The organism is Zavarzinia sp. (genome assembly GCF_041650655.1).
GTDB lineage: Bacteria > Pseudomonadota > Alphaproteobacteria > Zavarziniales > Zavarziniaceae > Zavarzinia.
Genome location: NZ_JBAZKR010000108.1, coordinates 1 through 11,969, shown reverse-complemented (window position 1 = coordinate 11,969; position 11,969 = coordinate 1). Strand labels below are relative to the sequence as shown.

Sequence of the window (11,969 nt, the reverse complement as noted above, 5' to 3'; positions counted from 1 at the left end):
GGGGGGCGGGGGGGGGGGGGGGGGGGGGGGGGGGGGGGGCAGGCAGAGAAGGCCGAGCCGCGAAGCGGACGGATTTCGTCCGTCGGCCGCGGCGGCCGATCGGGGTGCCTTCTCGTTTCTGCATTTTCGGCGGCCAGCCGGTTGCGGGCTGGTTGCGGTCGACCTGGCGGGCGCTGGGCGCCGGCCGGATCCGCCGGCTGTGAAGGGCTCGGTGGGAGCCTTCGGTTTCTGCACACTAGCCGGGAGGGGCCGGTGGGCGCCAGCCTCGGAAACTGCTCATGGCCTTCCGGCGCGGGATTCCGGGATCAGGTCTCGTTGTCACCGTCGCCGGCGGCGGCCAGGGCCAGCCTGGCCAGGGCGGGGAGGGATTTGGCGCCGGTCCGGCGCATGATCGCCGCCCGGTGGTTTTCCACCGTGCGTTGGCTGACGCCGAGGTCGGCGGCGATATTCTTGCTGGGATGGCCGGCGAGGACCATGTCCATGATCTCGCGCTGGCGCGGCGTCAGGCAGGCGATATGGTCGGCGGCGGCGGCCTGGAAGGCGTGGCGCTTGCCCGAATCCCGCGCCTCGTCGAGGGCGCGCTCGATCCCCGCCAGCAATTCGTCGCGGCTCACCGGCTTTTCGATGAAGTCGGAGGCGCCGGCCTTGATCGCCTCGACGGCCGAGGGCACGTCGCTGCTGCCGGTGATCATGATCGAGGGTAGGCCCCGGTCGGAGTCCCGCAACTGGCGCAGCAGCTCGATGCCGTTCATCCCCGGCAGATAGGCGTCGACCAGCAGGCAGGCGCCGGGCACCGGCCGATAGGAGGCGAGAAAGTCCTCGCAGCTCGAATAGGTCTCGACCGTCATGCCTTCCGCCTCCAGCAGGGCGCGGAAGCCGTCCCTTATATGGCTGTCGTCGTCGACGATGTAGATGGTCGGCGGCGGGACCGCAGGCTGATCATGGGCCACCGGGTCCGGCAGCAGGCGCTGGATCGCCGCGGTCAGGGCGGGCCGCGAGACCGGTTTGTGCAGGTGGGCGCAATGCGCCAAGGCGATCTCGCGCAGGGTATCGGTCGAGATGTCGCCGGTCAGCATGATGACCGGGGTCCGGTGGTGCAGTCGTTCCCGGAGCGTCTTGGCGAGGCGGAGCCCGTCCAACGTCCCCGGCAGATTATAGTCGGCGAGGATCAGGTCCGGCCGGATCCCGCCCTGGCTCACCAGGTCGAGGGCCGCAGCACCATCGGCCGCCGCCGTGGTGCGGTGCCCCTCCGCGCCGAGCAGTTTCTGGAGCAGGTCGCGGATGTCCGGATCGTCCTCGACCACCAGGATCGTACCGCGGCGGCCGCCATCGCCGGAAGTCGTTGCGTCGGCGACGGCGGCGAGAGGCACCGGCGGCGCGTCCTGCCGTTCGACCCAAATGGTGAAAGCCGAGCCCTTTCCCAGGCGCGACCGGACCTCGATCCGGTGTCCCAGAAGGGCGCCGAGCCGCTTCACGATCGACAGGCCGAGCCCGAGGCCGCGGTTCCTTTCGCGCGCCGCATTGCCGACCTGGTGATATTCCTCGAAGATCGCCTGGAGCTGGTCCTCGGCGATACCGGCGCCGGTGTCCCGGATTTCGATGGCGAGGCTGTCGCCGTGCCGTCGGCAGCCCAGCAGCACCTTGCCCCGAGCCGTGTATTTCAGGGCGTTGGAGAGCAGGTTGCGGAGCATCTGCTCGAGCAGGCCGGGGTCGCTGCGGATCGAAAGCCCGCACGGCACGACCCGCAGGGCGAGCCCCCGCGCTTCGGCGTGATAGGCGAATTCGTCGCGCAGGCGTTCCATGAGATCGCCGACCCGGAAGGTGACGATGTCGGCCTGCACCGTGCCGGCCTCGATCTGGTTGATGTCGAGCAGGGCGTTCAGCATGCCGGACATGGCCCCCAGCGTCTCGTCCAGCCGGGCCACCAGTTTCCGGGCATCCTCGCCCGCCACCATCTTCGCCAGCAGGCCCTGGATCAGGGCCAGCGATTGTAGCGGCTGGCGCAGGTCGTGGCTGGCCGCGGCCAGGAAGCGCGACTTGGCGACATTGGCCAATTCGGCCTGACGTTTGGCCACATCCAGGGCCTGCGCGGTGCGCCGGCGTTCGGTAATGTCGACGAAGGTGATGACGACCCCTTCGGCCGCCTGTTCCGCCGTGCGATAGGGCAGGATGCGGCGGAGGAACCAGGCGCCGCTGCGCGCCTCGATCTCGCGCTCGATCGGCTTTTGCGTCTTGAGCACGGCGCGCGCATCGCCGGGCAGCGCATCGTCGTCGGCCAGCGAGGCGAGGTCGGCCAGCGGCCGGCCGATATCGCTGGGGATGACGGTGAAGAGCGCCCTCGTGGCCGGGGTGAAGAAACGGATGTTCAGCGCCTCGTCCAGGAACAGGGTCGCGACGTCGGTGCTGTAGAGGATATTCTGCAGGTCGTTGGCGGTGGTGCGCTGGCGCTCCAGGGTTTCCTGGAGCTGGCTGTTCAGGGCGGTCAATTCCTCGTTCAGGGATTGCAGTTCTTCCTTCGAGGTCAGCAGTTCCTCGTTGGTCGACTGATATTCTTCCTGGACCGACAGCGCCTCCTCGTTGATCGCCTTCTGCTCCTCGCCCGACAGTTCGAGGTTGCGGACGGCACCGTGCAGTTCCGCCCGCACCGTTTCCAGCTCCTTTTCCAGCTGGGCGATGCGGGGCAGGTCGGCCGGGGACGACGGCCCGGCGGCTTGTCCTGCCCTTGCCTGGTCCTCGACGAAGCAGACCAGGAGCAGGGCCTCGCCGCCATTCAGGACCGGCTGGACCTCGATCTCGAAGGTTTCCGGGCCGTCCTGTGTCAGCGGGCCGCCGGCCACCGTCACCGCTGTCTTTTCCTCGGTCGCGCGCTGGATGGCGGCGCGCAGCCGGCTGCGCAGCGCGGGCCGCGCCATGGCCAGCAAGTCGTGCGACGGCGTGCCGGGCGCCACATGCAGGAAACGGTCGGTCGGCCCGAGGGAATAGAGGCATTCCCGCTTCTCGTTGATCAGCACGGCGGCCGGGGCATGGGCATCCAGCACCAGGCGCTGGCACAGGGCGGCCAGGGTCGCCTGGCGTGACGGCGCCGTGCCCGCACCACCGCGGCCCGGTTCCCGGCTTCCCGCCGTCGTCGGGAAGGCGATGTCGGCGAGACGGCCCCGGCCGACATGGCGATAGAGCCGCTCCGATTTCGAGATCAACGCAAAGCGTCCGTCGCCGTCGCCCGCCGTCTCGGCACTGCCGAGCAGCAGGATGCCGCCGTCCCGCAAGGCGAAATCGAACAGCGACAGCGCCCTGGCCTGAGCCTCGGGCCGGAGGTAGATCAGGAGGTTGCGGCAGGAGATCAGATCGATGCGGGAGAACGGCGGATCGGCCAGCACATCCTGTACGGTGAAGATCACCGCCGTGCGCAGTTCCGGCACGACCCGGTAACCCTGGTCTTCCCGGATGAAGAAGCGGGCGAGCCTGGCGGGCGGGACATCGGCCGCGATGGTGGCGGGATAGAACCCCTCCCGCGCCGCGGCGACGGCATCGGCGTCGACATCCGAGGCGAAGACCTGGAGCTTGACGTTGCGCCCGGCTGCGGCGATCGCCTCGAGGAAGAGCATGACCAGCGAATAGCTCTCCTCGCCGGTGCTGCAACCGACGCTCCAGATCCTGATCGGATGATCGGCCGGTTGGCGGCGGACGAGCTCCGGGATGATCCGGGTCGCCAGCGTCTCGAAGGTCTTGGCATCGCGGAAGAAGCTGGTGACATTGATCAGCAGGTCCTTGGCCAGCAGGTCCCGCTCCGCGGCATCTTCGGTCAGCAGGTCGAAATAGCGGTCCATCCGTCCGGCCTCGATCCCGGCCAGCCCCATGCGCCGCTCGATCCGGCGCTGCAGGGTGCCCCGCTTGTAGAGCGTGAAATCATGGGCGGTGTGCTGGCGCAGCAGGGCGACAATGCGGTCGGTCTCGCTCTCCGGCTCTCCCGGCCGGTCCGGCAGGGGAAGGCGGCGGGCGTGCGCCGTCAGGGCGGCAGGAATCTCGGCCGCGGGCAGCACCAGGTCCACCAAACCGGTCGCGATCGCGTTGCGGGGCATGCCGTCGTAGCCCGCTTCCAGGGGCGACTGGGCAATGACCAGACCGCCGGCCTCCTTGACCGCCCTCAGGCCCAGGCTGCCGTCGGCCCCGCTCCCGGACAGGATCACGCAGGCCGCGCGCGCACCATAGGCGGCCGCCAGGGAATGCAGCAGGAAATCGAAGGGCAGTCGGGCCCCGTGGCGGGCCTGCGGCCGGGAAAGATGCAGGGCCCCGTCGGCAACCGCCAGATAGGTACCCGGCGGAATGATATAGAGGTGGTCGGGTTCGACGGTCATGCCGTCCACGGCCTGGCGGACCGCCATGGTGGTGGAGCTGCCGAGCAGGTCGACCAGCATGCTCTCATGCGTGGGATCGAGGTGCTGGACCAGGATCAAGGCCATGCCGGGGCGGTCCGGCATGGCGTCGAGCAGCTTCCGGCAAGCCTCCAGCCCGCCGGCCGACGCACCGATGCCGACCACGGCGATGTTGGGCGGCGCGATGTCGGGCGGCGCGACGTCAGGCGGCGCATGCTGTGACGCCTGACGACGGCGCAGGTGCTGCCGGGCCGTTCGGTGGCGGTGCGGCTGGTTGTCTGGCACGCCCATCCCCCGCGGTCGAGACCTTCCGAATTCAGTAAGCCTCTCCCCTGCATGGGGCGAGGTGATCCGGGGCTGAGTATTTTCCGAGTCTGCCCGGCCGTCACTCTATCCAATAGGCTTAACAAACATAAGCTAGGCAAAAAGCCAGCACAGAATGTCCATCGAAACGAACCTCGCCTGCGTCGACTGATGTCCCTGCCGGAAACGGCCGGCACCCTGGCTCGATCCGTTCAAGGCCGCGGTTTCCCCTGCCCTGGGACCGCCGCGGCTTCGTCCCGTGACCGGACATTCGCCCCCTCAGGATGAATGGTCACGGGACACCTTCTGCGCCGAGGCAGGCGCTGCCGGTGCCATCTCCCCGAGACGCTACCTGTCCACCCGTGCAATGGCAATGGAGTGCTTATCATGCGGCCCACACGCAATACGCTGTCCGAAGAGATCCGGACGCAGTCCGTCGAACTCCTGAACCGCCACCTGGCTGCGGCGATCGACCTGCACGCCCAGGTGAAGCAGGCCCACTGGAATGTCCGGGGGCCCGGCTTCATCGCCGTCCACGAACTCTTCGACACGGTCTCGGTCGAGGTCGAGGGCTTTTCCGACCGGATCGCCGAGCGTGCCGGCGGCCTGGGCGGCACGGCACTCGGCACGATCCAGATCGCGGTCGCCCAGTCCTTCCTGGTGCCCTATCCGCTCGGCATCGCCGACGAGAGCGCGCATATCTTCGCCATTGCCGGGGCGCTCGCCGCTTTCGGCCAGTCGGTGCGGGAAGCGATCGACCTTGCCGCCCAGGCCGGCGACGCCACGACCGCCGACCTCTTCACCCAGATTTCCGGCGGTGTCGATCAACAGCTCTGGTTCGTCGAATCCCATGTGACGCCGACGTGATCAAGCGCGCACCACCCCCGGCCCGTTCCGCTGTCCTGGAGCACCATGGCGATGCGGCGCGGCGCCACCAACTGGCGGCGACACACCACCACGAGGCGGCCCGGCATTTCCAGATCGGCAAAGACTACGACCATGCCGCCCATCGAGCCTCGCTGGCTCATGGCCATGCCCTGCTGGCGATCGACATGGGCAGCAAGGCCGTAGACTACTATCGCCGGCACCATGACGATCTTGCCAAGGTCGGGGCGGGGCCGATCACGCGGGCCTCGGTCGAGGCCGTCGAGGCGGCGGGGGCGTTGCGCTCCGGGCTCGGCGTTTCCGCACATCATGATCGGGCCGCATTCCATCACGAACGTGCGGCCAGCCTGCATCTTCAAGCCATGGAGAGTTGCGATGCCTCGGATTTCGCGCTTGCGCTCAGCGATACCGGCAGTGCCTGCACCGAGGCGCAATGCGCCCTGTTCCACGGTGACGAGGCTGCCAAGCGTCATGCCGCCGCCCCCGCGCGACCTCCCGGCGAGTCCTCCGAGACGGTGTGAGCCGAGGGCCGGCCTGCTGCCTGCCAGGGTGGCGGGATGCCCCGGCACGCGAAGGCCGGGTACGCGCAGCATCGAGCTCGGCGCCTGCGCCGGTGTGATGCTCGGCGTCTTTGTCGGGGCGGACGCCCTGGACCTTCCCATCATGGTCGGGGTCGACATCGGTGCCTTCGGCATCCTCGCCGCCTGGACGATCACGGGCGGCGCCATACTGGTTCTCGCCCTCAGTCGTCAGGGCCGGGACGCAGGCGGGCACTGACCCCGGGGCCGCGCACTCGATGGTGCGCGTGCGGCCGCCGCTGGGCCGGCAACTCGGCGCCCGTCCGCCCGAAGACGCTCGCCGACACCGCGCTGGGCAGCCTGATCTCGTCGCGGTGGGGAATCTCGCCCGGCGTCTGGGCATCGCTGTCGAAATACAGGTGGCGTGGATGATACCTGCGCCGGCGCATTTCAGGATACCGCTGCCGGCGGTGCCGCGCCGAGATGGCGCATGAGATTCTCTCTGGATCACGAGGGCGGGGCTCGGCTGTCGGCTTCGAGCGCCGGGATCCGCGTCAGCCAGGCCAGGGCCGACAGGCTGGCGACGCCGGAGACGCAGGACGCGGCCAATATGCTGATCTTGGCCGTGACCAGCAGGTCGCCGCCGAAGGCGAGGTCGGCGATGAACAACGCCATGGTGAAGCCGATGCCGGCCAGCATGGCACCGGCCGCGATCAGGCGCCAGGGCAGGTCCGCCGGGCGCGTCGCCAGCCGCAGCCCGACCGCGACGGCACTGAAGGCCAGGATGCCCAAGGGCTTGCCGACGACGAAGCCGAGAAAGATCGCCAGTGCCAGGGAGAGGTCGATCGTGACGCCGCCGAGAACGGTGCCGGCATTGGCCAGGGCGAACAGGGGGACGACGGCGAAGGCGACCAGCGGATGCAGGATGATTTCCAGGCGCTCGATCGGCGACAGCGCCTCGGTGGCGGCGACGCCGGCGCGGCGCAGATCGGCCCGGTCGGTCGTGTCGCCGCTCCAGTGATCGCCGGGCGGATAGGCCGTGACCCGGCTCAGGATGGCATGCAGGCGGTTGTCGCTGACCCAGCTGCGCGCCGGCGTCATCAGGCCCAGGGCGACACCGACCAGGGTCGGATGGAGGCCCGACAGGTCCACGGCCAGCCAGATCGGCACGCCGACCGCGAAATAGGCGGGAATGCTGCGGATGCCGAAGCGTGCCATGCCGGCGATGAGCCCGAGCCCCATTCCCGCCATCCCGAGGGCGTAGGCGTTCAGCGTCCCGCCGTAACCGATCGCGACCACCAGGATGGCGCCGATGTCGTCGAATATGGCCAAGGAGAGCAGGAACAGCCGGAGATTCAGGGGAATCCGGGCACCGAGCACGGCGAGCCCGCCGATCACGAAGGCGGTGTCGGTCGCCATCACCGTCCCCCAGCCATGGGCGGCCCGGCCGCCGGCTTCGACCAGAATGAATAGGGCGGCGGGGAGGGCCATGCCGCCCAGGGCGCCGGCGAGGGAGAGTGCTGCGACCCTGAGGTCCCGCAATTCGCCGAGCACCATCTCCCGTTTCAGTTCGAGGGCGACGACGAAGAAGAGCAGCGTCATCAGGCCGTCGTTGATCCAATGGCGCAGCGACCGCGCGTAGTCGAATGTCCCCACCTCGATGCCGGCCGGCGTTTCCCAGAAGGTCAGGAAGGCGTCCGACCAGGGGCTGTTGGACAGGCCGAGGGCGATCGCCGTACAGAACAGCAGAACGGCACCGGCCATCGCCTCGATGCGCAGGAAGCGCGTGAAGGGACGGGTTATGCGGTCCACGGCCTCCTTGGGCAGCTTGCCCAGGCTGTCGGTCATGTCTGCGCGGGTGTGCCGTTCCCGCCCTTGATCCGGGGCTCGTCGATATCCCGGCGGGGGGCGCTGTCGTGCAGGAAGCGGGCGATTTCCGCGCTCGTCGGCGGGGCGTCGCCCTGGCCGTCCGCGGCGCGGCGGAAGATTGCCCGCTGAACGCCGGTGGGGAAGCGATCCCATTCCTCCGCCGTGGCAATGCCGAGGCGCAGGAGCAGGCGTTGCCGGCTCGCAGACGAATTTTCGTCGACAGGGGCTGCCGGTGCGCCACCGTCACCGTTCCAGCGGTCGAGCGCGGTGACCATTTCCGTCATGGCGCAGTTGGTCTCGGTCATGATCTTCGCCATCTCCGGCTTTCCTTCACAAGGTTCCGGGCGCCGGGCGGCGCCTTCGACAGCCCTCCGGCCGGCCCCGGGACGCGCTAATTCGAAAGGTCGGCGCGTTCGACGTAGCGGGCTTCCGGCGGGATGCTGGCCCAGACGGCAAGCCGCCCGTCGAAGCGGTAGAGGGTGGAACAATAGGGGCACAGGATGTCGTCGCGGCCGCCCATGTTGAGGTAGACGTGCGGGTGATCCTGCGGCGGCGTTTCACCGATGCAGTGGAACTCCCGCGCGCCGATGCTGATTGCCGCGATTCCCGCGTCGTTCTGGAACTTCGGACAGGCGCCGGTCAAGGCGTCGTCTTCACGACGGTGATGTCCACGACCCGGTTACGCGGTTCGTCGACCTGGTTGGCGGTCGCCACGGCCTGCTTGCTCTCGCCGGTCCAACTCGTCTCGATGCGGTCGGCCGGGACGCCGGCGCCGATCAGCGCATCGCGGACCGCGTCGGCACGGCGATGCGACAGGGCCAGATTGGCGGGCGGTTCGCCGACGCGGTCGGTCCGGCCGATCACGGTGACGCTGGTCGCGGCATTGTTCGCGGTGACGTAGGCGACACGTTCGACGATGTCCCGGCCGCGCGCGTTGATCTCGACGCTGTTGGTGTCGAAATAGACCTGATACCAGGCGCCGGCGAGTTCGGGCGAGGTCGTCGCGGCCATGCCGTCGCCCTGGTCGGCGCAGCCGGCCAGCAGGCCGAAGGTGAAGACCGCAGCGAGCGCGGCGGCGTATTTCGAAGGGGACTTCATTGGAACCTCCATTGTTCAAATAGGCGTGGGGCCGGGGCCGGCGGCTAGCGCCAGATCGGCCGGCCGAGATTGATCTGATGGCGGTCGGTCAATGCGCCGGTGCCCGCGCCGGCGGCGCCGCCGATCAGCGCGCCTTCGAGGGGCGCGTTGAAGAGGAGCCCGCCGACCGCCCCGACGCCGGCGCCGATCCCGGCGCCGCTGAGCGCCCGGTCACCGGTGGTGTCGCCACAGGCGCCGAGCAGGCCGAGGGAAAGCAGGACCGCTGCCAACCCTGAAAACTTCGTCATGATGTATCTCCCATCGTCTCGTTCGTCCTTACGTCGGGCCTGCGGCTCAACGCTTGATGCGGGAAATCTTGGTGCCTTCGATGCTGACCCCGGCCATCAGGCCCTGCTGGCCGAAGATGAAGGCATAGGCGTCGTCCTTCAGGGTCGAGGTCGAGAGGTTCTTGGCCACGCCCTCGTCGACGACGACCACCGTCGGGCCGACGCCGAGTTCCCAGCCGTCCGATTTGTCGACGTATTTGACGGCCTTGTCGGTCATCAGGAACACGGCGTAGGAATAGGACTGGGCACCGGCCTGCAGGCCCCAGGACGCGGTGACGGAGTTGTAATAGGCGTGGACCTTGCCATCGCGCAGCAGGGTGCCTTCGCCGTAGCTGCCGCCGAACACCAGCCCGGCCTTGACGATGTTCGGGAAGACCAGGATGGCCTTGGCCTTGTGCGACAGGCTCTCGGCCAACGGATTCAGCCGATAGAGCGTCTGCAACGCCTGCTGGCTGTCGCGGTCGAGATCATCGGTGGTCGCCGCGATCGCCGGGGCCGTCATCCCGGCTGTCACCAGCGGCGTTGCCGCCAGCATGACGGCGAGCATGACGGCGCGTGTCGTGGTCGTATGTTTGGTGGTCATTTCGTTGTCCTGACGAATGAGGGCGGTTTCGCCGTCATGGCGAAAGCGGGCCCGTTGTGCGGAATGTCGGTGGCTGTTGGCGCCCGGCCGAAAGGCAGGCTGTTCACCAGCCGTAACCCACGTGCGGCGCGCCGAACAAGGCGACGACGACGAGCATGAGCAGTAAGTCGCCGGTCAGAAGGAAGTCTTAGGCTTTCTGTTATGGCGAATTTTGATTAAAAAGTGACGGCCTGAAGACAAATTATCCGCTCCACCGGCGCAATATCGCCTGTGGCAGAGACTGTATTTTTGGGATCTATATTATCTTCTGCCTTGCTATGATGCCGGAATTATTGGATGTGACCGGACATTAACGCCTGGCAAGGGGGAGGGACAGTATCGGAAAATACTCAGTCCCTGGTTGCGCCTTGTGGCGCGGACCGGAACCAGTCGGGCGTCGGCGTCCTGCCCGGCCACTGCGCCTTGCCTGCCGGCCCCGCCGTCGACGCCGCGACGGCGCGTTCCGCGGCGCCGTTTCCGGTTGCCGGAGAGGGGCCTGGGATGATGCGGCGGATCTGGTCGACCGCTGAGCCGGCAATATGGCATCCGTCGTGTATCTTGCGGTCAGGACAAGCGGCGTGGTCCGGCCCCGAGCCGACGGCGCTCCGCTACGCGGTTGTGCGAAACAGCCAGCCAAAGGACTCAACGGCAAGCCTTACCAAGCCGCTTTGGTTCTTTGCCGAGAAGCGCAATTTTAAGCCGTCGCAGGCCCCCGCAGCCACCGATACAGACACCCCCGCAGGCCCCGCCGCGGGGGTGTTCGCTTTTTGGCCCGTCTACGCAGCGTGCCCAGTTCTCCCTCCAGCACCGCGTTCACCACGCCGCGCCTGGCACCCGGCGTCAGCGTGATCTTTGTGATCAGGCTGCGGATCGCCTCCGCCGCCTCGGCGCGTTCGTCCGGGTGGTTCAGGGCTTCCGTGAGGCGCGCCACCTTGCGGGCGTAGAGGCCGGCGATGTTGGGGTGACGACGACGGCCTACGACGGGCTGACGACGACGGTGACCAACGCCAAGGCCCAGGTGATCACCACCACCAAGAACAGCCAGGGCGCGGTGGTCGCCACCCAGGATGCCCTGGGCAGCGTGACGCATTTCGATTACGACCCCTTCGGCAACCTGGTCCAGACCATCGACCCGGCGGGCAACCGCATCCAGGCCGTCTTCGACCTGCGCGGCCGCCAGATCCAGCTGAACGATCCGGACCTGGGCCTGCGGACCTATAGCTACGACGTGCTGGGCCAGGTGACCCAGAGCCAGGACGCCAAGGGCCAGATCACGAAATTCTTCTACGACCGGCTGGGCCGTCTGTACCGGCGCATCGAGCCGGGGATGACCTCGACCTTTACCTACGACACGGCGGCCAACGGCATCGGCAAGCCGGCGACGGCGGTGAACACGGCGGGCTACAGCCAGAGTTTTTCCTATGACGCGCTGGGCCGGCCCTCGGCGACCACCGAGACCCTCGAGGCGGGGGTGAGCGCCGCCGGAGCGCAGACCTATGACGCCTATGGCCGGGTGGCGACCGCGACGGCGACGGGCGGCGAGACGCTGGCCTATAGCTATACGGCGCTCGGCTATCTCTACGAGGTGCGGAACGGGGCGACCGGCGGCGTGCTCTGGCGGGCCGAGGTGATGGACGCCACCGGCGTGGTGACCCAGGAGCGCTACGGCAACAATATCCTGACCACGCGGACGATCGACCCCAAGCGGGGCACGGTGACGGCGATCGCCGGCACGGCGGCGAGCAGCTTCACCTATGACGCCAACGGCAACCAGTTGACGGGCGAGGGGCGGACCCTGACCTGGACCGCCTTCGACATGCCGGCGACCATCACCCGGGGCACCGCCACCGTCGCCTTCGCCTATGGCCCCGGCCACCAGCGCATCCGCCAGGCGCGGCCGGATGCGACCGTCCATTACTTCGGCGGCGGCCAGGTCGAGCGGGTGACGGCCGCGGGCGGCGCGGTCTCCTGGACC

11 protein-coding genes are annotated in these 11,969 nt (G+C 68.4%); 4 read left to right on the top strand and 7 right to left on the bottom strand.

Translation table 11 applies throughout. The features are described from left to right. Positions 1-305: 305 nt before the first annotated feature. Positions 306-4,658 carry a chemotaxis protein CheB gene (locus WC493_RS18790; RefSeq protein ID WP_373067286.1) on the bottom strand — a complete coding sequence of 1,451 codons (4,353 nt, stop codon included), beginning with the start codon at positions 4,656-4,658 and terminating at the stop codon, positions 306-308. A 405-nt stretch (positions 4,659-5,063) separates the two neighbouring features. On the opposite strand from WC493_RS18790, the gene dps reads away from it, so the two are divergent. From dps to WC493_RS18775, 3 genes are all read left to right on the top strand, one after another. Next, entirely contained in the window at positions 5,064-5,543 is a 480-nt protein-coding gene (gene dps, locus WC493_RS18785) for a DNA starvation/stationary phase protection protein Dps (RefSeq protein WP_373067284.1), read from the top strand. Then, positions 5,540-6,082 carry a hypothetical protein gene (locus tag WC493_RS18780; protein ID WP_373067281.1) on the top strand — a complete coding sequence of 181 codons (543 nt, stop codon included), beginning with the start codon at positions 5,540-5,542 and terminating at the stop codon, positions 6,080-6,082. The genes dps and WC493_RS18780 overlap by 4 nt, the downstream gene beginning before the upstream one ends. 97 nt (positions 6,083-6,179) lie before the next feature. After that, the gene (locus WC493_RS18775) at positions 6,180-6,338 is read left to right on the top strand and encodes a hypothetical protein (RefSeq protein ID WP_373067279.1); all 159 of its coding nucleotides are present in this window, start codon (positions 6,180-6,182) and stop codon (positions 6,336-6,338) included. A gap of 248 nt (positions 6,339-6,586) precedes the next feature. Here WC493_RS18775 and nhaA read toward each other — a convergent pair whose 3' ends face one another. From nhaA to WC493_RS18745, 6 genes are all read right to left on the bottom strand, one after another. Next, the gene (nhaA, locus tag WC493_RS18770; protein WP_373067276.1) at positions 6,587-7,927 is read right to left on the bottom strand and encodes a Na+/H+ antiporter NhaA; all 1,341 of its coding nucleotides are present in this window, start codon (positions 7,925-7,927) and stop codon (positions 6,587-6,589) included. After that, a complete protein-coding gene (locus WC493_RS18765) occupies positions 7,924-8,265 on the bottom strand; it encodes a hypothetical protein (RefSeq protein WP_373067274.1) in 342 nt (113 codons plus the stop codon). The genes nhaA and WC493_RS18765 overlap by 4 nt, the downstream gene beginning before the upstream one ends. Before the next feature lie 74 nt (positions 8,266-8,339). Beyond that, entirely contained in the window at positions 8,340-8,591 is a 252-nt protein-coding gene (locus tag WC493_RS18760) for a zinc-finger domain-containing protein (RefSeq protein WP_373067272.1), read from the bottom strand. Next, on the bottom strand, positions 8,588-9,046 hold the full coding sequence (locus tag WC493_RS18755; RefSeq protein ID WP_373067269.1) for an OmpA family protein: 459 nt from the start codon (positions 9,044-9,046) through the stop codon (positions 8,588-8,590). The genes WC493_RS18760 and WC493_RS18755 overlap by 4 nt, the downstream gene beginning before the upstream one ends. Before the next feature lie 44 nt (positions 9,047-9,090). Further along, complete coding sequence (locus WC493_RS18750; RefSeq protein WP_373067267.1) at positions 9,091-9,333, bottom strand: YMGG-like glycine zipper-containing protein; 243 nt, start codon at positions 9,331-9,333, stop codon at positions 9,091-9,093. 46 nt (positions 9,334-9,379) lie between these two features. Further along, entirely contained in the window at positions 9,380-9,955 is a 576-nt protein-coding gene (locus WC493_RS18745) for a YSC84-related protein (protein ID WP_373067264.1), read from the bottom strand. 1,000 nt (positions 9,956-10,955) lie between these two features. Between WC493_RS18745 and WC493_RS18740 the strand changes: the two genes are divergently transcribed. Further along, positions 10,956-11,969, top strand: a 1,014-nt coding sequence (locus tag WC493_RS18740) for a hypothetical protein (protein ID WP_373067262.1), incomplete at its 3' end; no start/stop codon positions are given.

What these genes read in the sequence shown, in the direction of transcription:
- dps (WP_373067284.1), top strand. Translation starts at nt 5,064, where the DNA reads ATGCGGCCCACACGCAATACGCTGTCCGAAGAGATCCGGACGCAGTCC.
- WC493_RS18775 (WP_373067279.1), top strand. Translation starts at nt 6,180, where the DNA reads ATGCTCGGCGTCTTTGTCGGGGCGGACGCCCTGGACCTTCCCATCATG.
- nhaA (WP_373067276.1), bottom strand. Translation starts at nt 7,927, where the DNA reads ATGACCGACAGCCTGGGCAAGCTGCCCAAGGAGGCCGTGGACCGCATA.
- WC493_RS18765 (WP_373067274.1), bottom strand. Translation starts at nt 8,265, where the DNA reads ATGGCGAAGATCATGACCGAGACCAACTGCGCCATGACGGAAATGGTC.
- WC493_RS18755 (WP_373067269.1), bottom strand. Translation starts at nt 9,046, where the DNA reads ATGAAGTCCCCTTCGAAATACGCCGCCGCGCTCGCTGCGGTCTTCACC.
- WC493_RS18750 (WP_373067267.1), bottom strand. Translation starts at nt 9,333, where the DNA reads ATGACGAAGTTTTCAGGGTTGGCAGCGGTCCTGCTTTCCCTCGGCCTG.
- WC493_RS18745 (WP_373067264.1), bottom strand. Translation starts at nt 9,955, where the DNA reads ATGACCACCAAACATACGACCACGACACGCGCCGTCATGCTCGCCGTC.